Source organism: Shumkonia mesophila (genome assembly GCF_026163695.1).
In the GTDB taxonomy this organism is placed as follows: domain Bacteria; phylum Pseudomonadota; class Alphaproteobacteria; order Rhodospirillales; family Shumkoniaceae; genus Shumkonia; species Shumkonia mesophila.
The window spans coordinates 108,643-129,328 of the sequence record NZ_JAOTID010000010.1; the positions used below are offsets into that span (position 1 = coordinate 108,643).

A 20,686-nucleotide genomic window follows, 5' to 3' on the forward strand; every position below is an offset into this window, starting at 1 on the left:
CATGGCATTTTCTCTGCCCACATTGCCGTACGCCAAGAACGCGCTTGAGCCCTATATGTCGGCCGAGACGCTGGAGTACCACCATGGCAAGCATCATCAGGCCTACGTGGACAACGGCAACAAGCTGGTCCAAGGCACCGGCCTGGAGGGCAAGTCGCTGGAGGAGGTCGTACAGGCCGCCTACAAGGACAAGGCGCTGACCGGGCTGTTCAACAACGCCAGCCAGCATTGGAACCACGTTCAGTTCTGGCAGTGGATGAAGCCGATGGGCGGCGGCGCCATTCCCGGCGAGCTTGAGAAGAAGCTCACCGCGGATTTCGGCGGGATCGACGCCTTCAAGGCCAAGTTCATCGAGGCCGGGGTCACCCAGTTCGGCTCTGGGTGGTGTTGGCTTACCGTCGAGAACGGCAAACTGGCCGTCGCCAAGACCCCCAACGGCGAAAGCCCGATGGCGTACGGCAAACCGGCACTGCTCGGATGCGACGTGTGGGAACATTCCTACTACATCGACTACCGCAACCGCCGTCCGGACTATCTCAAGGCCTTCCTCGACCACATGGTCAATTGGGAACGAGTGGCCGAACTGTTCGCCAAGGCCGTCTGACACTCCTGCGGCCGAGCACCGGGTTCCGCCGCTCTTCCGGCGCGGACCCGGTGGGGCCGGGTGGCTTTCGGGCCGGCCGCCTTTCCCCCATACTACGAGGATCGCTGCCGCGTGGAGGCATGCCGCGCCGATGCCCGATCTGTCGTTCTGCGCCCAGCAGGTCCGCCGCCAGGACAACGACCGTTTCCTGTGCGCCCTTTTCGCGCCCGCCGCGCGCCGGGAAGGGCTGTTCGCGCTCTATGCCTTCAATCTGGAACTCGCCTCCATCGCCGATAAGGTCAGCGAACCACTGCTGGGCCGGATGCGCTTTCAATGGTGGCGCGAGGCCGTGGACGGCGATGCGAACGGCAACGCCGCCGGCCATCAGGTCGCCGGCCCGCTGGCAAGGACGGTCGCGGAGTCGGGGCTGAGCACGGCATCCTTGCTCGCCCTGATCGACGCCCGGGAACGGGACCTCGACGACCGACCCATTCCCGACCAGGCCGCCTTCGCGGCGTACGCGGCCGATACGGCGGGGGCCCTGGCGGAAATGAGCCTGGACGTGCTGGGCATCGCCGAAGCGGCGGCCCACGAGGCGGCGCATCACGTGGGGCTGGCGTGGGCCGGACTCGGCATCCTCCGCTCGCTGCCCTTTCACGCGGTGCGCCGGCGGCTCTATCTGCCGGCGGAGTCGCTGGAAGCGGCCGGTTCGACCGCCCAGGAGATCTTCTCGGGCAAGGCGTCGCCGGCGCTTCGCCGGGTGGTGGCCGAGGTGGTCGAATGGTCCCGCCACCATCTGAACGCCGCCCGCATGAATCGCGGCAGGGTTCTGGCGGCCGCGCTGCCGGCGCTGCTTCCGGCGGTGCTGGCGGAAATACACCTGGAACGGTTGCGCCGCGCCGATTTCAATCCGTTCGACCGCGACCTCGCCCGTCCGGCGCCCTGGCGGGTTGCCCGCCTGTGGATGCACGCCCGGCGGAGCCGATTCTGACGTCGCGCGCTATTGCGCCGACGTCGGCATCAGATCGAGGGTGGACAGAACGGGGAAAATCGGGGGCGACGCCACATTGTACAACAGGATGGCGCCGTAGCGCATGTCGGGAAAGCCACCGCGCGTATCGTCATAGCGGCGGATTTCCAGGGTAGTTTTTTCGTGGCTGAGGGGGTCTGTGACCTGCCACGAGACCACCTGATTCGATTGGCGCGGCTGCGCGAACGGGGTAATGGCGTGCTCGCTTGCCGCCGTCGGCTTCCCGAACCGCTGGGAGTAGTAGGCGACAAGGGCGTCATGGGAATCCGTCGGGAAAATGGCTTGAATGCGCGTCGCCAGGCCGTCGTCGTAGCGGACGATCGCCTGGGCGCCCTGGTACATGACTGAGTTGACCCGCAACTGGCGGGCCAGTTTGGCCGGCCAATCGACCGGCTCGACGCAAAAGACCACGGCTCCCCGGCTTTTTTTGACACAGAAGTTCCGCTCGCTGGGGTCGGCGGGTTCCGGAGGCATCGCCGTGGTGATGTAGATGGAACTGCCGAGCGTCAGCACGCTGTCGGGCACCTTGCGCCCAGGGGCCGGCGCCGACGCCATGGCGGTCCGCATGGGGGCGGCGTTTGGACCATCGAGGCCGAGCGGAAGGTCCTCCTTCGACGTCAAGGCGGCCGGCCGCGAGGACTTCGGAGTTTCCGCTAATTGATCGAGCGGACCCGCCGGGTTGGCGATCGGGGTTGGTCCGGCCTTGTTCCGTGCCGGTGACGGACGGCCTGATACGGCGGGCCTGGCCGGTGCCGCGGCACGTTCGGGAGACGGTGGCGACGGGACGTCGAGCCTCTCGGCCGGACGTTCCGCCAGAGGGATCGGTGGGGGAGCCGGCGGTTTCTCGCCGATGATCGGATGGCGCGTGCCAGGAGCCACGGTGTCGGGGGCGAACGGGTCGGCCATCGTCACTACCGGCGGAACGGGACCGGCCGGCTGGCGGGCCACCGGCGGTGGCGCGGCGGGGGCCGTGAGCGGGGGCGTCGACGGCAACGTGCGGGCGGCCATCGTGGCCGTGGGCGGCGGGGAATCGGGGATTTTGCGGGTGGCCACGGCGACGGTAGGAAGCGGCCGGACCGGCGGTTCGTCCACGGGCGTTTCCGACGCGCCCGTTGCGGGCGGGACGTTCGGCTCGGGCGCGGCGACGGCCTCCGCCGGCGGCGCGTCCTTCTCGGCCACGCTTGCCGTCACCACGGGTTCCGTCATTTCGGCTGGCGGCGCTACCGCCGGCATCGCCGCCGGGGGAGGGATCGCGTCCACGGGCCCGGCCGTACTCTCGGAAGCTGGCGGCGGATCGGTTTCCGGCGTGCCGGCGGGGGGAACGGCGTCGCCGCTCGGCATCGTCAGATCGGCCACCGCAAGGGTCCCGTCGCGGGCGGCCTGTGGTTGGTCGGTCCGCGCCATCTTGCGGCCCATCCACCGGAAGAACCAACCGCCCAGGAAGGTGTCGAAGGTCTCGTCGAAGGAATGCGCAACCCGCCTCACGCGCGCCGACGCCTTATCGAGAAACCCGCCGGCGGCGGCGCTCTTCGTCCCTGCCGGATCGGTATCGACAGGCGCCACCGTCGTCATTTCGGGTTGGGACGGCGTCGACGGCGGCGGCGGGCCGGCTGCCGGTGGCGCGGCGGGCTCAGCCGGTTTGACCGCCCGGTCGTCTTCGCGGTCGCTGGAAATGGAAATGTCAGGGGGCGGGGGCGGTTCGGCGGACGGCGGAGGCGGCGGTATCGGTTGCGGGGAGGTATCGGCGATGGCGGGTGCGCCGCGGTCGGCGGCCTCCGGCAAAACGGAGACTGCCGGCCCTTCGGAGGCGGCGGCATTCGCCGCTTCCCGAACGTTGTGAAGGGATAGCAGGTAGTGGGCGATCTCGTAATGTCCCTTGTCGATGGCAAGGTCGACGGGACGCATTCCGAAGGAACTGCGGGCTTCGATGCGCGCACCGTCGGCGACGGTCGCGCGTACCGCGCTCAAGTCGTTTCGCTCGACCGCTTCGAACAAGGCGCGAGTCGCCCCTGACGGATCTTCGCCGCGGGACGGGCCAGAACCGACAACGCCTCCCCCCGCCAGTAAAACGACGACGACGGCCACGCGACTCAAAAAAACGACCGTACGCGTCAGCGCGGCGCGCGGTTTCCTACACTCCATCCAACCCTTCTCTGACTTTCTCGTATGCCAGCTTCGCCGATCAATCCGGCTTTTTATCCCGGCAGTGGTTACCTCCGCGTTTACGTGCGGCGCCATAATGATTTTTTTTGCCGGCGACCACAATCGGTCAGGTGCCCGTGACCGCGATAAAAAGTTCATGAAAGCGGTGGAGATGCCTGCGGGCGCCCCGTACTATCGCAACCCGAACAACAGCGTCCCCCCAGGCGCGATGGATGAGGCGTGACATGGAATACAGAAGGCTTGGAGTCAGCGGCTTGATGGTATCGCCGGTTTGTCTGGGCGCCATGATGTTCGGCGATCAGACCGACGAGAAGGCGGCGACCGAAATCGTTGCCACGGCGCGCGATGCCGGGGTCAACTTCATCGACACCGCCAACAACTATGCCGGCGGCCGGTCCGAACGCATGGTCGGCAAGCTGATCAAGAACGACCGCGACGCCTGGGTGCTGGCCACCAAGGTCGGCAGCCCGGTGGGGGAAGGTGTCTACGAGCAGACTCTCAGCCGCAAGCGCATTCTCAAAGAAGTGGACGCCAGCCTGTCGCGGCTGGGCACCGACTATATCGACATCTACTATTTCCATCGCGACGACCTGGAAACGCCGCTTGACGAGCCGCTGGCCGCCATGGGCGACCTCATTCGCGCCGGCAAGGTTCGCTATTGGGGCTTCAGCAACTTCCATGCGTGGCGCATCGCCGAACTGGTGTTCCTGTGCGATACCCTGGGCATGCCCGGGCCGGCGGTGACCCAGCCCTGCTACAACGCCATGAACCGCATGATCGAGCTGGAATATTTGCCGGCCTGCCGGCATTTCGGTATCGGCGTCGTGCCTTACAGCCCGCTGGCGCGTGGCGTGCTGACCGGCAAGTATCCTGTCAAGGGAACGCCGCCGGCCGACAGCCGGGCGGGGCGCAAGGATGCGCGCATCTACGAGATCGAATACCGCAAGGAATCGCTGGTCCTGGCCCAGAAGATCAAGCAGCGCGCCGAAAAGCGCGGCATGACGGCGGCCCAGTTCGCGTTGAACTGGGTGTTGAACAATGATCTGGTGTCGTCCGTGATTGCCGGCCCGCGCACGTTGGAGCAATGGCGGCACTACCTCGATGCCCTGAACCACGACTTCACGGCCGCCGACGAGGCGTTCGTCGATCGGCTGGTGGCGGCGGGACGAGCCTCGACGCCGGGCTTCATCGATCCGAAACTGCCGCCGACCGGGCGCGAGCCGCGGACCTGAGCCGCGGGAAGACCGCTGCTCATGAGCGCTGCCGCCGGGCTTTCGAAGGTGGCGGCAAGATAAGAAAAGGCAAGGGGTGAAACCTGTCCACATCCTTATGGTGATTGCCGTCCAGATCCTGTGGGGGTTCGGCTTCGCCATGTCCAAGGTCGGCCTGGGGCCGTTCCCGCCGCTGTTCCTCATGGGCATGCGCTACGGCTTGGCCGCCCTCGTCCTGGTGTGGTTCGTCCGTCCGCCGTCGGGGATGATGTGGAAGGTTTTCGCTGCCGCCGTCGTCAGCGGCACCATCACCTACGGGCTGGTCTATTCGGGCCTGAGGGATCTCTACGCCTCGACGGCCACCCTGCTGACCCAGCTTCAGGTGCCGTTCCTGGCCCTGCTCGGCGTCGTGCTGCTGAAGGAAAAGCTCAGCCTGCGCGGCATGCTGGGCATGGCTTTTGCTTTCGGCGGCGTCGTGCTGATCACCGGCGAGCCGCGCATCCAGGGAAACCTCGGTCCCGTCTTCGTCGTCGTGGCCGGCAGCCTTTTCTGGGCCCTGGGCCAGATCATGATCCGCCGGTTGGGGGGAGGAATCGGCGGCATGCGGCTTCTGGCCTGGATCGCGACCTTCGCCTCGCCGCAGCTGCTCGTCGGTTCCTTCATCCTCGAGGAGGGGCAGTTCGTGGCGCTGGCCGAGGCGGGGTGGAAGGACTGGGGTGTGATCCTCTACCTCGGCTTGGCCATGACGGCGTTGGCCTATTCCATGTGGTACCACGTGTTGGGCCGCTGCGAGGTCAACCGGGTGGCGCCGTTCCTGCTGCTCAATCCCCTGGCCGCCATCGTTTCCAGCGTGGTGTTCCTGGGCGAGGACTTGACCCTGATGATCACGGTCGGCGGTGTGATCATCATTCTGGGGATCGGCATCATGACCATCAGCCCGGCGGTCTGGCGTCACCGGTGGACCACCCCGGCCGCCTAGCCGGCCGGCCATCGCTTACCGCCAGGTTTCGATCTCGGAAAGCGCGCGACGGCTGTAGGCCAGCTTGCGTTCGCGGCCGCGCAGGCGACGTTTGCCGCCGTCGCCCTCGAGCGGCGGGAACAGCCCGAAATTCACGTTCATCGGCTGGAAGGTCGTGGCGTCGGCGCCGCCGGTGATGTGGGCGATAAGCGCGCCCAGCGCCGTGGTCGGCGACGGCGGAACCGGCGTCTTCCCCAGACGTTCGGCCGCCGCGAAGCGTCCGGCGACGAGGCCGACGCCGGCGCTCTCCACGTATCCCTCGCAGCCGGTGACCTGGCCGGCGAAGCGCAGCCTGGGCTCGGCCTTCAGGCGCAGCACGCCGTCGAGCAGACGCGGGCTGTTGAGGAAGGTGTTGCGGTGCAGGCCGCCCAGGCGGGCGAACTGGGCATTCTCCAGGCCCGGGATCATGCGGAAGATGCGGGTCTGTTCGCCGTAGGTCAGCTTGGTCTGGAATCCGACCATGTTATAGAGCGTTCCCAGTGCATTATCCTGGCGAAGCTGAACCACTGCATGAGGTTTCGCGGCGCCGGGGCGGGGATTGCTGAGGCCGACCGGCTTCATCGGCCCGAAGGCCAGTGTCTCGCGCCCGCGCTCGGCCATTACCTCAATGGGCAGGCAGCCCTCGAAGTAGGGCGTGCTTGCCTCCCACTCGTGGAAGGCCACCTTGTCGGCAGCCAGCAGGGCGTCGATGAAGGCGTCGTATTGGCCGCGGTCGAGCGGGCAGTTGATGTAGTCGGCGCCGTCGCCCTTGTCGTAGCGCGACTGCAGCCAGGCAACGTCGAGGTCGATGCTGTCGCGATGGACGATGGGGGCGATGGCGTCGAAGAAGGCCAACGCGTCCTCGCCGGTCAGTCCACGGATGGCCTCGGCCAGGGGCGGCGAGGTCAGCGGCCCGGTGGCGACGATGACCGAGTCCCATGCCGGGTCGGGAAGGCCGGCGATCTCCTCGCGGCAGATCTCGACCAGGGGATGGGCTTCGAGGGCCGCCTGTACCGCCCGGCTGAACCCTTCGCGGTCGACCGCCAGGGCACCCCCGGCCGGCACCCGGTGGGCGTCCGCCATGGCCAGGATGAGCGAGCCGCAGCGGCGCATTTCCTCGTGCAAGAGGCCGACGGCGTTGCTCTCGGTGTCGTCCGAGCGCAGCGAATTCGAACAGACCAGTTCGGCCAAGCCATCGGTGACATGAGCTTCGGTGCGGCGGAGCGGCCGCATTTCGTGGAGAACGGCCGGCACGCCGGCGCGGGCCAGTTGCCAAACGGCCTCGGTGCCGGCAAGGCCGCCGCCGATGACGTGAACGGATCGCATCTGGGAAAGAGGTGTCGTCATGCCCGAGACACATAGAACGCCGCCGCCCGCCTTGCAACGGCAACTCGCGCGGCCTGCCTCTTGACAGTGGGGCGAAGCGGCTTTTAGGTGCGATCCAGCAATCCAAGCAGCAATTTCGGTGAACCCATGCCCGAAGGTTTCGATCCGCAGACGATATGGATGGTCGCCATCCTTCTGATGGCCTTCGCGGCCATGAAGTACGTGATTCCGCGCCTGGTGGCGGGGGTGCCCTTCCTGGAGCCGCAGGCGGTCCAGCAGCGCCTGACGGCGGGCGAGGATGTCGTCATCGTGGACGTGCGTAGCCCCGACGAATTCATCGGCCCGCTCGGCCACGCGCCTGGGGCCGTCAACGTGCCGCTGGGCGATCTGGCCGGTCGCCTTGCTGCTGGGGCCGGGGGCTTGGATGATCTCAAGGGGCTGCCGGTCTTTGTGATGTGCAAGACGGCCAACCGTTCGCCCCACGCGGCCCGCCTGCTCAAGAAGCGGGGCTTCACCAACGTTGCCGTGGTCAAGGGCGGCATGGGCGCCTGGAAGCGCGCCGGCCTGCCGGTCGAAACCTCCTGACGATCGGGTCGGCTCCGGCGGGCTCTCAGTTGTCGCGCACGATGGTGCCCGACATGCGGAACATGCTGTTTTTCGACAGCCCGACGATGATGCAGCCGTCGCCGACGTTATACACCTGCCAGCTGTTGATGACGGTGGTCGATCCCTTGGGAACACCGACTAGCTTCTCGCCCGAGGCATCCAGGTTGCGGATGGCGCCGCGTCCCTGCGGATCGGCCTTGATGTAATAGCTGCCGTTCCCGCTGACATCGAGCATCGAATCGCGGCAGACGTAGGCATGGCGAATGTGGTGCGCCAGCCGTTCCATGCCGGCCACCGCCTTGGCGTAATAGATGCACCGCGCATTCAACTGCTCGCGGGTCGATTCCCTCGGCAGGCCGACCAGTTGGTAGATGTCGGCATCGGCGTAGTACCATCCCTTGGGGGTGGTGTATTCCGCGATCATGTTCCGGCAGCGGTCGACGTCCTCGGCCCGGTATTCCTCCTCGGCGGGCAACGCCGTCGGGCCGGCGGATTGACCCTTCGTCACGAAGGTCTCCAGCCGCGCCATGGCCGGCCTGTTGAGTTCGTACGCCACCGTGTAGGCGTACCACCCCAACAGGGCCACCGCCGGAATTCCCACAATCCAGTAAAGCCGCCTGACTTCCCTCGAGCGCCAGAAGGACCGGCCTTCTCCCGTCATTGTCTTCCGTGCCACGTTGCCACCCGATCACCGTCCCCCGATCGTGGCGGGACTGCCCCCATTATGATGTTCGACGGCACGCTTTACGCGGCTCTTGCCGATAGATTTACTAAATTTCGTGGAATTTGGATGCAGAAAAATCCCGGCGCCGCGCGAGAGGGGCGCTCGGGTCCCGGCCGGCCGGCGGCGGTCAGGCGCGTTTGCGGGTCGACGCCGGAGCCAGACGGTCGGCCAGATAGTGGCCGGTGAAGCTGTCGGCGTGGGCGGCGATATCTTCCGGCGTCCCGGCGGCGATGACGCGGCCGCCCTTGTGGCCGCCCTCGGGGCCAAGGTCGATGACCCAGTCTGCGGTCTTGATGACCTCCAGGTTGTGCTCGATGACGACCACGGTGTTGCCCTGGTCGACCAGGGTGTGCAGCACTTCCAGCAGCTTGCGCACGTCCTCGAAGTGCAGGCCGGTGGTCGGCTCGTCGAGGATGTAGAAGGTCTTGCCGGTGGCCCGCCGCGACAGTTCCTTGGCCAGCTTGACGCGCTGCGCCTCGCCGCCCGAAAGGGTCGTGGCCTGCTGGCCGAGGTGGATGTAGCCGAGCCCCACCTGTTCCAGGGTTTCCAGCTTGTTGCGGATGATCGGCACCGCCTTGAAGAAACGGCTTCCTTCCTCCACCGTCATATCAAGAACGTCAGCTATAGATTTGTTACGGAACGTTATTTCAAGGGTTTCTCTGTTGTAGCGCTTGCCGTGGCAAACGTCGCAGGTGACGTAGACGTCGGGCAGGAAATGCATCTCGATCTTGATGACGCCGTCACCCTGGCAGGCCTCGCAGCGGCCGCCCTTGACATTGAACGAGAAGCGGCCCGGCTTGTAGCCGCGCGCCCTGGCCTCGGGCTGGTTGGCGAACCAGTCGCGGATGGGCCCGAACGCCCCGGTGTAGGTGGCCGGGTTGGAGCGCGGCGTGCGGCCGATCGGCGACTGGTCGATGTCGACCACCTTGTCGATGAATTCCAGCCCCTCGATGGCGTCGTGTTCGCCCGGCGACACGCGGGCGCCGTTGAGGCGACGGGCCAGCGCCTGGTACAGGGTCTCGGTGATCAGCGTCGACTTGCCGCTGCCCGACACCCCGGTGACGCAGACGAAGGTGCCGAGCGGGAAGTCCACCGTCAGGTTCTGCAGGTTGTTGGCCCTGGCGCCGACCACGCGCAGGGCGCGCCCCTTGCGCCCCTTGCGGCGCTGGGCCGGCTTGGGGACCTGGCGGAATCCGGAAAGGTACTGGCCGGTCAGGCTGGCCGGGTCCTGCATGATCTTCTCGGGCGTCCCCTCGGCGACCACCCTGCCGCCGTGGATGCCGGCGCCGGGTCCCATGTCGATGACGTGGTCGGCGGTCAGGATGGCGTCCTCGTCGTGCTCGACGACGATCACCGTGTTGCCGAGGTCGCGCAGGTGGCGCAGCGTTTCCAACAGCCGGTTGTTGTCGCGCTGGTGCAGCCCGATCGACGGCTCGTCGAGCACATAGAGCACCCCGGTCAAGCCCGAGCCGATCTGCGAGGCCAGCCGGATGCGCTGGCTTTCGCCGCCCGAAAGGGTCCCGGAATTGCGCGCCAGGGTCAGGTATTCCAGGCCGACGTTCTTGAGGAATCCCAGCCGCTCGTTGATCTCGCGCAGGATGCGCCGGGCGATTTCCTTCTGCTGGGGCGTGAAGGTGGCGTCGATGCCGGCGAACCAGGCGGCGGCATCGTCGATGGACATGGCGGCGACTTCGCTGATGTTGAGGCGGCCGATCTTGACCGCCAGGGCCTCCGGCTTCAGGCGGTGGCCGCCGCAGGTGGCGCAGGTGGTGACGGTCTGGAAGCGGGACAACTCGTCGCGCACCCAGGCGGAATCGGTTTCGCGCCAGCGTCGCTCCATGTTGGGAATGACGCCCTCGAACGGTTTCTTGATCTCATAGGACCGGCGGCCGTCGTCGTAGCGCATGGGTACCGCCTCGTTGCCCGACCCGTAGAGGACGGCCTGGCGCACCGCCTCGGGCAGGCGCGCGAATGGCTTGGTCAGGTCGAAGCGGTAGTGGCCGGCCAGGCTGTCGAGCGTCTGGCGGTAGTACTGCGAGGTCGAATTGGCCCACGGCGCGACGGCCCCCTCGTCGAGCGACAGGCGGTCGTCGGGCACCACCAGGTCGGGGTCGAAGAACATCTCGGTGCCCAGGCCGTCGCAGGCCGGGCAGGCGCCGAATGGGTTGTTGAAGGAAAACAGCCGCGGTTCGATCTCGTCGATGGTGAAACCCGACACCGGGCAGGCGAACTTGGCCGAGAACGAGGTTCGCTCGGCGGTGTCGGCGTTCTCGGCGAAAACCAAGCCATCGGCCAGTTCGAGCGCGGTTTCGAAGCTATCGGCCAGACGGGTCTGGATGCCGTCGCGCACCACCACGCGATCGACCACCACCTCGATATCGTGCTTGAGCTTCTTGTTGAGCGCCGGCGCGTCCTCGATGTCGTAGGCGGTGCCGTCGACCTTGACCCGCTGGAAGCCGCGCTTGCGCAGGTCCTGAAGCTCCTTTTTGTATTCGCCCTTGCGGCCGCGCACGATCGGCGCCAGCAGGAGAAGCCGGGTACCTTCCGCCAAGGCCATGACTCGATCCACCATCTGGCTGACCGTCTGGCTTTCTATGGGAAGCCCGGTGGCCGGCGAGTGCGGCACGCCGACGCGCGCAAACAGCAGCCGCATGTAGTCGTAGATCTCGGTGACGGTGCCGACCGTCGAGCGCGGGTTGCGCGACGTGGTCTTCTGCTCGATGGAAATGGCCGGCGACAGCCCCTCGATGGAATCGACGTCCGGCTTCTGCATCAGCTCGAGGAATTGGCGGGCGTAGGCCGAAAGCGATTCGACATAACGCCGCTGGCCTTCGGCATAGATGGTGTCGAAGGCAAGCGAGGACTTGCCCGACCCCGACAGTCCGGTGATGACGGTCAGGCTGTCGCGCGGGATGTCGACGTCGACGTTGCGCAGATTGTGCTCGCGGGCACCACGGATTTCGATCTTGTCCATCGTCGGTTAACGGCTTTTTGCGGGAGGTTTCGCGCTTGGTGGGACTGGTCCCCCCATATATGGATCAATCGGAGCCGTAAAGGGAGTCCCCTTGCCATTTCGGCGAATTCGCGCGCCTTCGGAAATTCAAGAGTAGCTGCTGGCCGGCCGGATATCTTCGATAAATTTCGAGACCCGCGTGTGAAGAAGCTCGGCCTGTCCCGACAGGGCGACCGAGGCGTCCAGAACTTCTCTTGCCACCGAATCATTGCGGGCCGTTGCGTCACCGACGCCTTGGATGTGGTGGGCAACCTTGTGGGTGACCTGCCCGGTCTGTTCCATGCTCTGGAAAATGGTCTGGATCGTCGCCCGCTCTTCCTCGACGACGGCAACCGTGGATGAGGTGATGCCGTCGATCCGCTTGATGGCCTCGCCGATGGTCTGGATGGCCGAAACCGAATTGCCGGTAACCTGCCGCATGGCTTGGATGCGCGAACTGATGTCGCCGGTCGCCTTGGCGGACTGGCTGGCCAGGGCCTTGACTTCGGAGGCGACGACGGCAAATCCCTTGCCGGCGGTGCCGGCGCGGGCGGCCTCGATGGTGGCGTTTAGCGCCAGCAGATTGGTTTGATTGGCGATTTCGCTGATGATCTCGACGATGCGGTCGACATCGCGAGCCATTTCCGACAACTGGCCGACCGTCTGATCGGTTGTCTTGGCCTGATTGACGGCATCGCGCGCCATGTGAGCGGCATCGGTTGCACGGCGCGAGATTTCCGCGACGGATGTCTGCAATTGCGCAATGGCCGAGGAGGCCGTTTCGACATGGTTGCGGGCCTGGTCGGACGCGGCGGAAACCGCCGTCACCCGCGTGCCGATCTCTTCTGCCGTGGTGGTCATCATCCCGGCGACGCCCTGCATGCCTTTTGCGGCCTGGGCAACCGTTTGGGCGATCGCCCCGGCACTGTGGTTGAACTCGGCGATGCAGGCCTCGGTCATCTCGGTCCGCCGCCGCTGGATCTCCTTTTCCTGCGCCTGTCGTTCCTGGAAACGTTCGTTCTCGGCCAGTACGGTCCTGAACTCCTCGATTCCTCGGGCGATGGCGCCGATTTCATCGGCCCGCTCCAGATAGGGGACCATCGTGCCCTCCCGCTGGACGATCCGGGTCATGACCGACGAAATGGCCTGCAACGGCGACGTCACGACGCTTCGCGTCACCTGGTGCAGGGTGAGGATGGTGAGAAAAACGCCGGTTACGCCAAGGCCGATCACCCCATAATCGATTTGCTGAACCAACTCCTGGACTTCGGTTTTCTTCGCTTGAATGCCGTCGACGGCGGACAGGATGGCAGTGCGGGTGGATTCCGCGGCCAGGGCCTCGTCGGCCAGCTTGGACTTCAAGGCGAGAATTCGCTGTTTGGTCGCCTCGGGACCGGTCATGTCCGATACCACGGTGTCGATGCCCTGCCTGACGGCATCCGCCGCGGCGCCCGCGACCAGCAATTCGCGAGCCGTCTCCTGATATTCGCCGTTGCTGAAGAGGCCATACGACACGGAAGCTCCGTCGGCGGTTGCCTCGACGGCGAAAAATCCCGGCTTCTGAAGATCCCGGCGGATCCGGCGGTCCGCATATCGGGCGGTGACGGCGTCACGTCCCTGATGGTCCCTGGCGGTGGCCTGACGATTGGCCTTGAGCCATGCCGTGACCGCAGCGACGGGATCGGTCTCCAGAAAATCGGGCACTGCAAGATAGGATTTCTGAAGATCCAGCATGTTTAGCCGCAGGTCGCCGTTGAGGTTTTGCACGACCTGAATCAGTTCGTCCTGCTTTTGGGTCAGCACGGAAACGGCATAGATGAACGTGGCGAAGATGGCGGCGAACACCAGCGATATGGCAACCGCCAAGGAGACGATGAGCTTGGAACTGATGCGTGCCGAAACGCGTCGGGGTGCAAAGGATCCTGCGAAAATTGCCATGTGGGAGAAGCTTTCCGTGAGGAGGGTACATGCTCCGACAAAGAGTGCGTTGGTGGCCGGCCGGGCGCCTTTTCCCTTTCCTCCGTGCGGGTATGCTCTAGCATCGAACCTGTGTCCGCTGCTTGTCGGATTTATGAAATTTAGGCTTTCGGCATGGAACGGGAGCGAGACGCCCGAAAAGAGAGGTAGGAAATCCCCTCATTGGACCGGCGGCGGGAAAGGCTGTATACTCGCGTCATCCGTTGCAGCGGCCCAGAAAGGGGAACTCATGGATATCAGTGTCTCTGGCCTTGCCGAAATGGCCCTTCAGGCCAAGTCCGCCATGCTCCACCAGGAACTGTCGGTGGCCATGGTCAAGCAGAACCTGCAAATGGATCAGGCCATCGTGCAGATGTTGACACAGGCGACCGACCAGGTGGCGGCCGCCACGCGGTCCGCTTCGTCCGGACACGCCCTCGACATTCTCGTCTGATCCCACCGTCGTCGGCCGGCGGCAGGGGCGTCGTGGCCTTCAGGCCCGCGCGGTGCTTTGCCGCGCCACCAGTTCCGGCGTCAGAATGATCGACGCGCTGCGGTGCGACGTCCATTGGCCATCGACATCGAGCAGGAACTGGGCGGCCCGGCGGCCCAGTTCGTAGGAATCGACCTTCACCGAGGTCAGCGGGATGTCCAGCGAGACGCAGACCATGCTGTCGTCATAGCCGACGATGCCGATGTCGCGCCCGGGAACCAGACCCCGGTCGAGAATCGCGTGATAGGCCCCCTTGGCGATGAGGTCGGTGAAGCAGACCACGGCATCGGGCGGGTTGGGGCCGTCCAGCATCCGCCCCATCTCGTCGCGGCCCGGCGTCTCGAAATCCCATGAATCGGAAAAGACCACCAGGCCGTCGTCGGGTTTGCCGCCGGCGGCGGCCAGCGCGCTGGCGTACCCCATGTAACGGTTGAGCGAGATGGCGTAGCGGGGGTGGGCGATATAGGCGATGCGCCGGTATCCGCGCTCGATCAGATGGCGGGCGGCCAGATAGCCGCCGTGAAAATCGTTGGAGATGACCTGCGGCGCCTCGATCCCGGGCGTGTTGCGGTTGCAGAAAACGAAGGGAATGCCGTGATCGGTCAGTTCCGCCAGCATGGTGGAAAGCTGGTCCTCCAGGCCCTCCTGGGGATTGGGGCGGGCCGGCACGATGATGACGCCGGTGACCTGGCTTTTGATGAAGTTGCGCAGGTAGCTGGTCTGCCGGGCCGCCTGGTTCTCGATGTTGCCGACGATGACGTTGACGCCGTTCTCGAAACCGACGTGTTCGATCCCCCGCAGGATTCCCGGATAGGTGTAATGCCGGATGTCCGGCAGCAGCACGCCCCACGAGCGCATGGCGCCGTTGCCGGGCCACATGCCGTTGCGTTCCGCGACATAGGTGCCGCTGCCGTCCCGGGCATAGAGGATTCCCTCGCCGATCAGTTCCGAGATGGCGCGGTCGATGGTGGTGCGGCTGACCTTGAAATCCCGCACCAGGTCGCTGCGTGAGCGGATGCGCGTATGCGGTGGCGTTCCGGCCACCTCGCGCTGGAGACTGGTCTTGATCCGCATGTATCGGGCGTTCGAATCCCCGCTCATCGGGCGCCTTCCTTAATTTCACGGCGGCACCGCCGCCGGCTGCCGTTTCCCCTTATAGCGGGGAACTCCGGCCGTCGGAAAAGGGTTTCTCGTCGGCCGTCATTCCAGACGGTCAGATTTTATAGATGTATGACAGCTTTATGAAGAATTTCCTTGGTGCGAGATTTTCAAGGAGTCCAGAGCGCGCTTTTTTTATCCATGTTTTCAACGGCTAATATCCAATAACGCCTAGTAATAAAAATGAAAAAAGAGGGTTCTGAAAGGAGGGGCGTCCCCGCTGCGGGCAACGGACGATTGACAGGAAGTCCGCAGCTTCATACCATCGGCACGTCATGCGATCAGTCTGCTTTTAAATCAGACGGTCTGCTTTTGCGAAACTGGCGGCGACGCCGGGAATCGCCGACGGTCGAACGGGTTGAGGCGTCTTGGGGGAGGCGGCGGAGATGGCAGTCGTTACCGGCATCTACCTGCTGTACTTGTTCATTCCCATCGTCCTTCTGTTCGTCGGATCGTTCGGCGAGACGTGGACGAACAGCCTCCTGCCTTCCGGCATCACCCTGGACTGGTATCGCGAACTGCTGAGCGAAGGCAGCTTCCGGCGGGCCTTCATCGTCAGCCTCGAGGTGGTCGCCGCCACCTGTGTGGCCTGCACCCTGCTGGCGGTCCCCTTGGCCTACGCCCTGTTCAAGAGTGCGTCGCGCGGCGTCATGGTGGCGGCCCGCATCATGTTCCTGCTGCCCATCGCGGCGCCGCCACTGGTGCTGGCCTTCGGCTTCATCCTGGTCTTTTCGTCCGACGCGTTGCCGTGGCTGGGCAGCATCTGGCTGCTGATCGCCGGGCATGTCGTGCTGACCTTGCCCTATCTGTTGCAGACCCTGGTCGCCGACATGCGCCATCTGCACATCGACGCCCTGGAACTGGCGGCGGAATCCCTGGGCGCCTCCTTCCGGGAGCGCTTCTTCGATCTGGTGGTGCCGCTGCTGCGCCACAGCCTGGGTTCCGGCCTGATCATGGTGGCGGCGCTCTCCATCGGCGAGTTCCAGCTCTCCAACCTGATCGCCGGCTTCCTGTCGCGGCCTTACCCGGTGGTTCTGCTCCAGGCCTTTTATGGGGCGACCGGCTTTGCCTGCGCGGCGACCGTCGTCCTCCTCAGTCTGGCGCTGCTGGCTGCGGCCGGCGGAGCTTTTGCGGCGCGATCCGCCAGCGCCTATCGGCAGGGAACAGCATGAGCATCCGACTGCAGAGCGTCACCTTCGCCTATCCGGGTACCCGTGTCGGGGTATTCGACCTCGACCTTTCCATCGACGATGGAGAGTTGTTGGCGGTCATCGGTGCCAGCGGGTCGGGCAAGACCACCCTGCTCAAGCTCATCGCCGGTTTCGAAGTCCCGCAGTCGGGGCAAATTTTGCTGGACGGCCAGGATGTGACCGGCCTTGCGGTACGCGACCGGCAACTCGGCGTCGTCTTCCAGTCGTACGCGCTCTTTCCCCACATGACGGCTTGGCAGAACGTGGCCTATCCCCTGAAAATCCGGCGCATCGAGGCGCCCGAACGCCACCGCCGGGCGATCGACGCCCTGGCGCGAGTCGGCCTGAAAGGCATGGAGGAGCGGCGCCCGCAAACGCTTTCCGGCGGCCAGCAGCAACGGGTGGCGCTGGCCAGGGCGCTGGTCTTCCAGCCCAAGGCGCTGCTGCTGGATGAACCGCTGTCGGCGCTCGACGCCGGCCTGCGCGGCGAGATGCGCGACGAAATCCGCCGCCTGCAACGGGAATTCGGCATTTCCACCCTGCACATCACCCACGATCAGGAGGAGGCGCTTTCGATGGCCGACCGCGTCGCGGTGATGGAGGCGGGACGGGTGGTCCAGCTGGCGAGCCCGCGCGAACTCTACGACTCGCCGGCAACCCGCGGCGTCGCCCGTTTCGTCGGCGAAGCCAACCTGTGGGAGGGCGTGGTCGACGCCCCCGGGACGGTCAGCGTGCCGTTCGGCGTCCTGCAAACGGCCGCCCACGGTTTCGGCAAGGGTCAGGCCGTCACCGTCCTGGTGCGCCCCGAAAACATCGCGGTCGGCGCCGCCGACGGCGTCCCCAACCATTTCGCCGGCACCATCGTGCGCGACCGCTTCCTGGGCGCGGTGCGCCGCTACGATTTGGCCGTCGGCGGCGTGGTGATCCGCGGGCAGACAGGCATCCGCGGTCCGATCGAAACGGTGAGCATTCGGCCGGAGCATGTTCGGCTTCTGCCGAGCGGAAGTTGAGGCACGTAACGAACGGGAGAGAGGAGAGAAAGATGAAATACGCATCGGTAATGGTCGGCGCGGCCCTCGCCGTTCTGCCGACCCTGGCAATGGCTCTCGAGGGACCGGAACTCTATCCGGGGGAAAAGGCGCTTTACGAAGCGGCGGCCAAGGAAGGCATGGTGGTTTCCTTCGACACCGGGCCGACCTGGGCCAACTGGGGTACCATGTTCAAGCGCTTCAAGGCCCGCTACGCTGAAGTCGAGATGGCCTATAACGATCTCGGCTCGGGCGCCACCGTGGTGGCGTTGGACAAGGCCCGCAACCGGCCGCAGGCCGACACCGCTTACTACTTCGGCGGTTCGGCCATCGACGCCGTCAAGAAAGGCGTGCTGGCGCCCTTCAAGCCGGTGAATTTCGACAAACTGCCTGACGTTTACCGGGCGCCCGACGGCGAATGGTTCATCATCCATCAGTTGACCGTCGCTTTCCTGGTCAATACCAAGCTGGTCAAGGAAGTGCCGCAATCGTGGGCCGATCTGCTGAAGCCCGAATACAAGAATGCGGTGGTCTACCTCGATCCCCGCTCGACTGGGCAGGGCCAGGTGCTGACCTTCGCCGCCAACTACGCGGCGGGCGGCGACATGGAGAACGTGCTGCCGGGGGTCGAATACCTGGCCAAGCTGCACAAGGCCGGCAACATCCTGCGGACCGAGGGCACCACGCCTTACGCCAAGTTCCTGAAGGGCGAAATCCCGATCTGGATCGGCTACGAGAACGACGGCCTCAAGGCCAAGCTGAAGGACGGCATGGGCGACGATATCGCCGTGGTCCTGCCCAAGGAGGCGACGGTGGCGGCGCCTTACGCCATCAGCCTCGTCAAGAACGGCCCCAACCCCAACGCCGGCAAGTTGTGGCTCAACTTCATCATGACTGATGCCGGGCAAACGACCTTCGCCGAAGGGTTCGTCCGGCCGTCGGTCCCCGGCGTCAAGCTGCCTGGGGACATCGCCAAGCACTTCCCGGCGGCCCCGCAACTGCGGCCATTGGATCTGGTCAAGGCGGCGGCCCGCAAGTCCGACATCGACACCAACTGGGCGAAGCTGGTCCTTGGCAAATAACCGCACGGCCACGCACCGGGGACACCTCGCCTGGATGGCGGTCCCCGGCGCCCTGGTCATCGTCCTCTTCTTCATCCTTCCCCTGGCGGTGGTCGTCAGCGAGGCGTTCACCGACGGGGGAGGGGCGTTCCGCAAGGTCCTCGCCGACGTTGTCTTCTGGCGGGGCCTGGCGGGAACGCTGGTCCTGGGAACGGTCGCGCCGACGGTTTCCCTGGTCGTCGGTTTCGGGGTGGCCTGGCACCTGTCGTCGCTGCCGGAAAACGTGAGGACCAACCTGCAGTTCTGGATTTCGCTGCCGTTGACCTTTTCCGGCCTGATCGTCGCCTATGGGTTCATCCTGGCCCTTGGCCGGTCGGGATTCATCACGCTCTCGCTGTCCTATCTGGGCAGCGATCCGGCGACCTTCTCGGGCTTCCTCTACAGCCCCGCCGGGTTGGCCTTCGCCTATTCGTACTATCTGATTCCGCGCGTGGTGCTGATCTTGCTGCCGGTGCTGGTCAACTTCGATCGGGCGCAGATCAGGGCGGCGCAGTCCCTGGGCGCCGGCAATTTTCGGGCGGTCATGGACGTGCTGGTGCCCCAGGTGATGCCCAGCGCCGTCGCCGCCTTCTGCCTGGTCGCCGCGGTTGCCATCGGGGCCTACGGCACGGCGCTGGCCCTGGTGGGAAGCCAAGTCAGCATTCTGCCGCTGATCCTCTACAGCCGGATTTCCGATACCGGCGCCGATTTCCCGTCGGCGGCGGCGCTTTCCGTCATCCTGCTGGCGCTTTGTACCTTGGTGCTGGCGGCCGGTGAACTTTATGCGTCGAGGAGGGAACACCGTGACGCTGCGTCTTGATTCCACCCGCGCCCGTCTGTTTGACGATGGCGGCCGCATTTTTCGTCCGGCATCGCGGGCGTGGGAAGCCTGCAATGAAACCCCCATCGGCGGCGACCGGATATCTCCGGCGGAAGCGGTCGCCTGGCTGCAAAGGACGAGCGGTTCGCCTTGCCGCGTGCCGGTCGGCGTCATCGGTGCCCGCGAGGCGCGTTCCGATCAGCTGGCGGCGGCGGAAGATCTTGGACGCCGATTGGCCGAACGCGGACTGACCGTGCTGTGCGGTGGCCGCCAGGGCATCATGGAAGCCGTCTGCCGGGGCGTTGCCGCCGGCGGGGGAATCAGCGTCGGCATTCTGCCGGACGGTGACGCCGCGGCCGCCAACGCCTATGTCACCGTTCCCGTCGCCACCGGGCTGGGCATCGCCCGCAACGCCATCGTCGCGCGCGCCGCTATGTGTCTGGTGGCGATCGGCGGCGGTTACGGGACCATCTCCGAAGTTGCCTTGGGCCTGCAATTCGAGAAGGTGGTCTTCACCCTGCTGGATGGCCCCGCCATCGCCGGAACCCATTCCTGCATGACCTGCGATCAGGTATTGGATGGCGTAAGCCGGGTCGTGCTCGGCCTGCCCGTCGGGGTCTAGCGGGTTCGGGCCCGCCTTCTTTCATCGAGGTAGCAATTGACGAACGGGGACGTTCGTGCGACTTTTTTCTTAACAGAAAGAAACGCGACGAGGAACGTCGGCCCTTTAAATTTTCTGTTGGCATGAGGCTGCATCATGACGGAATCCGAAGCAACGAAGACCGCGGCGCCCCTCGGGGAAGTCACGAACACCGATCGCCGCGCCCACGAGGTGATCCGCAATTGCGCCTGGGGGGCGGCCGGCATCGGCCTGGTGCCCGTTCCGCTCGTCGATATGATGGCGATCGGCGGCCTGCAGGTGTGGCTGGTGCGCGAACTGGCGAAGATTCACGACGTGCCGTTCTCGCGCGATCGGGCGAAGGCTGTGGTGTCGGCGCTGATCGGCGTCGCCGCGCCGGCGATGCTGGCGGGTGGCGTGACCTCGCTGATCAAGGTGGTCCCGGTCATCGGGCAGGTTCTGACCATCGCCGTGGCGCCAGGACTGGCGGCGGCTTCGACGCTGGCGCTTGGCCGCGTGTTCAACACCCATTTCAAGACCGGTGGCACGCTGCTTGACTTCAACGCCGAGAAAATGGCCGCCTTCTACAAGGAAGAACTGAACAAGGCCAAGGAAGAAGTCGCTCAGGCCAAGTCGAAAGGATCGGCCAAGGGCGAGGCGGCCGCCGCCGCCTGAGGGCCATCTTCCCCG

18 protein-coding genes are annotated in these 20,686 nt (G+C 65.5%); 12 read left to right on the forward strand and 6 right to left on the reverse strand.

Annotated features, from left to right (window positions below):
- The first annotated feature begins 1 nt into the window (after position 1).
- Positions 2-604: a superoxide dismutase gene (locus ODR01_RS16490; RefSeq protein ID WP_316978782.1), complete on the forward strand. Its 603-nt coding sequence runs from the start codon at positions 2-4 to the stop codon at positions 602-604.
- Between the two features lie 130 nt (positions 605-734).
- Complete coding sequence (locus tag ODR01_RS16495) at positions 735-1,574, forward strand: phytoene/squalene synthase family protein (protein ID WP_316978783.1); 840 nt, start codon at positions 735-737, stop codon at positions 1,572-1,574.
- Positions 1,575-1,583: 9 nt separating this feature from the next.
- Here ODR01_RS16495 and ODR01_RS16500 read toward each other — a convergent pair whose 3' ends face one another.
- On the reverse strand, positions 1,584-3,608 hold the full coding sequence (locus ODR01_RS16500) for a hypothetical protein (protein ID WP_316978784.1): 2,025 nt from the start codon (positions 3,606-3,608) through the stop codon (positions 1,584-1,586).
- Between the two features lie 392 nt (positions 3,609-4,000).
- Between ODR01_RS16500 and ODR01_RS16505 the strand changes: the two genes are divergently transcribed.
- Complete coding sequence (locus ODR01_RS16505; protein WP_316978785.1) at positions 4,001-5,008, forward strand: aldo/keto reductase; 1,008 nt, start codon at positions 4,001-4,003, stop codon at positions 5,006-5,008.
- 76 nt (positions 5,009-5,084) lie between these two features.
- A complete protein-coding gene (locus tag ODR01_RS16510; protein ID WP_316978786.1) occupies positions 5,085-5,966 on the forward strand; it encodes a DMT family transporter in 882 nt (293 codons plus the stop codon).
- A gap of 15 nt (positions 5,967-5,981) precedes the next feature.
- Here ODR01_RS16510 and trmFO read toward each other — a convergent pair whose 3' ends face one another.
- The gene (trmFO, locus tag ODR01_RS16515; protein ID WP_394356842.1) at positions 5,982-7,310 is read right to left on the reverse strand and encodes a methylenetetrahydrofolate--tRNA-(uracil(54)-C(5))-methyltransferase (FADH(2)-oxidizing) TrmFO; all 1,329 of its coding nucleotides are present in this window, start codon (positions 7,308-7,310) and stop codon (positions 5,982-5,984) included.
- 147 nt (positions 7,311-7,457) lie between these two features.
- On the opposite strand from trmFO, the gene ODR01_RS16520 reads away from it, so the two are divergent.
- Positions 7,458-7,895 (forward strand): rhodanese-like domain-containing protein, encoded by a 438-nt coding sequence (locus ODR01_RS16520; protein ID WP_316978788.1) that lies wholly within the window; start codon positions 7,458-7,460, stop codon positions 7,893-7,895.
- A gap of 25 nt (positions 7,896-7,920) precedes the next feature.
- Here ODR01_RS16520 and ODR01_RS16525 read toward each other — a convergent pair whose 3' ends face one another.
- The 3 genes from ODR01_RS16525 to ODR01_RS16535 form a co-directional block, all read right to left on the reverse strand.
- Positions 7,921-8,592, reverse strand: a complete 672-nt coding sequence (locus tag ODR01_RS16525; protein ID WP_316978789.1) for a hypothetical protein — start codon at positions 8,590-8,592, stop codon at positions 7,921-7,923.
- 175 nt (positions 8,593-8,767) lie between these two features.
- Positions 8,768-11,614, reverse strand: coding sequence for an excinuclease ABC subunit UvrA (gene uvrA, locus ODR01_RS16530; RefSeq protein ID WP_316978790.1), 2,847 nt, complete (start codon positions 11,612-11,614; stop codon positions 8,768-8,770).
- A gap of 126 nt (positions 11,615-11,740) precedes the next feature.
- A complete protein-coding gene (locus tag ODR01_RS16535; protein ID WP_316978791.1) occupies positions 11,741-13,570 on the reverse strand; it encodes a methyl-accepting chemotaxis protein in 1,830 nt (609 codons plus the stop codon).
- Positions 13,571-13,838: 268 nt separating this feature from the next.
- On the opposite strand from ODR01_RS16535, the gene ODR01_RS16540 reads away from it, so the two are divergent.
- On the forward strand, positions 13,839-14,042 hold the full coding sequence (locus ODR01_RS16540) for a hypothetical protein (RefSeq protein WP_316978792.1): 204 nt from the start codon (positions 13,839-13,841) through the stop codon (positions 14,040-14,042).
- A gap of 39 nt (positions 14,043-14,081) precedes the next feature.
- Here the strand turns inward: ODR01_RS16540 and ODR01_RS16545 are convergent, their stop codons facing one another.
- Positions 14,082-15,182, reverse strand: coding sequence for a substrate-binding domain-containing protein (locus ODR01_RS16545; protein ID WP_316978793.1), 1,101 nt, complete (start codon positions 15,180-15,182; stop codon positions 14,082-14,084).
- Positions 15,183-15,625: 443 nt separating this feature from the next.
- Between ODR01_RS16545 and ODR01_RS16550 the strand changes: the two genes are divergently transcribed.
- The 6 genes from ODR01_RS16550 (at position 15,626) to ODR01_RS16575 (ending at position 20,671) form a co-directional block, all read left to right on the forward strand.
- Entirely contained in the window at positions 15,626-16,411 is a 786-nt protein-coding gene (locus ODR01_RS16550) for an ABC transporter permease (RefSeq protein ID WP_316978794.1), read from the forward strand.
- Positions 16,408-17,439 (forward strand): ABC transporter ATP-binding protein, encoded by a 1,032-nt coding sequence (locus tag ODR01_RS16555; protein WP_316978795.1) that lies wholly within the window; start codon positions 16,408-16,410, stop codon positions 17,437-17,439. The genes ODR01_RS16550 and ODR01_RS16555 overlap by 4 nt, the downstream gene beginning before the upstream one ends.
- A 32-nt stretch (positions 17,440-17,471) precedes the next feature.
- Positions 17,472-18,539 (forward strand): extracellular solute-binding protein, encoded by a 1,068-nt coding sequence (locus tag ODR01_RS16560; protein ID WP_316978796.1) that lies wholly within the window; start codon positions 17,472-17,474, stop codon positions 18,537-18,539.
- A 34-nt stretch (positions 18,540-18,573) separates the two neighbouring features.
- Positions 18,574-19,377 (forward strand): ABC transporter permease, encoded by an 804-nt coding sequence (locus tag ODR01_RS16565; RefSeq protein ID WP_316978797.1) that lies wholly within the window; start codon positions 18,574-18,576, stop codon positions 19,375-19,377.
- Positions 19,361-19,999 carry a TIGR00725 family protein gene (locus ODR01_RS16570; RefSeq protein WP_316978798.1) on the forward strand — a complete coding sequence of 213 codons (639 nt, stop codon included), beginning with the start codon at positions 19,361-19,363 and terminating at the stop codon, positions 19,997-19,999. The genes ODR01_RS16565 and ODR01_RS16570 overlap by 17 nt, the downstream gene beginning before the upstream one ends.
- A 135-nt stretch (positions 20,000-20,134) precedes the next feature.
- Positions 20,135-20,671 (forward strand): YcjF family protein, encoded by a 537-nt coding sequence (locus tag ODR01_RS16575; protein WP_316978799.1) that lies wholly within the window; start codon positions 20,135-20,137, stop codon positions 20,669-20,671.
- Positions 20,672-20,686: the final 15 nt, after the last annotated feature.

Excerpts from the sequence above, each read along its gene's own strand:
- ODR01_RS16490 (WP_316978782.1), top strand. The coding sequence starts at position 2 with ATGGCATTTTCTCTGCCCACATTGCCGTACGCCAAGAACGCGCTTGAG.
- ODR01_RS16495 (WP_316978783.1), top strand. The coding sequence starts at position 735 with ATGCCCGATCTGTCGTTCTGCGCCCAGCAGGTCCGCCGCCAGGACAAC.
- ODR01_RS16505 (WP_316978785.1), top strand. The coding sequence starts at position 4,001 with ATGGAATACAGAAGGCTTGGAGTCAGCGGCTTGATGGTATCGCCGGTT.
- trmFO (WP_394356842.1), bottom strand. The coding sequence starts at position 7,310 with ATGCGATCCGTTCACGTCATCGGCGGCGGCCTTGCCGGCACCGAGGCC.
- ODR01_RS16520 (WP_316978788.1), top strand. The coding sequence starts at position 7,458 with ATGCCCGAAGGTTTCGATCCGCAGACGATATGGATGGTCGCCATCCTT.
- uvrA (WP_316978790.1), bottom strand. The coding sequence starts at position 11,614 with ATGGACAAGATCGAAATCCGTGGTGCCCGCGAGCACAATCTGCGCAAC.
- ODR01_RS16535 (WP_316978791.1), bottom strand. The coding sequence starts at position 13,570 with ATGGCAATTTTCGCAGGATCCTTTGCACCCCGACGCGTTTCGGCACGC.
- ODR01_RS16540 (WP_316978792.1), top strand. The coding sequence starts at position 13,839 with ATGGATATCAGTGTCTCTGGCCTTGCCGAAATGGCCCTTCAGGCCAAG.
- ODR01_RS16545 (WP_316978793.1), bottom strand. The coding sequence starts at position 15,182 with ATGAGCGGGGATTCGAACGCCCGATACATGCGGATCAAGACCAGTCTC.
- ODR01_RS16550 (WP_316978794.1), top strand. The coding sequence starts at position 15,626 with ATGGCAGTCGTTACCGGCATCTACCTGCTGTACTTGTTCATTCCCATC.
- ODR01_RS16555 (WP_316978795.1), top strand. The coding sequence starts at position 16,408 with ATGAGCATCCGACTGCAGAGCGTCACCTTCGCCTATCCGGGTACCCGT.
- ODR01_RS16560 (WP_316978796.1), top strand. The coding sequence starts at position 17,472 with ATGAAATACGCATCGGTAATGGTCGGCGCGGCCCTCGCCGTTCTGCCG.
- ODR01_RS16565 (WP_316978797.1), top strand. The coding sequence starts at position 18,574 with ATGGCGGTCCCCGGCGCCCTGGTCATCGTCCTCTTCTTCATCCTTCCC.
- ODR01_RS16575 (WP_316978799.1), top strand. The coding sequence starts at position 20,135 with ATGACGGAATCCGAAGCAACGAAGACCGCGGCGCCCCTCGGGGAAGTC.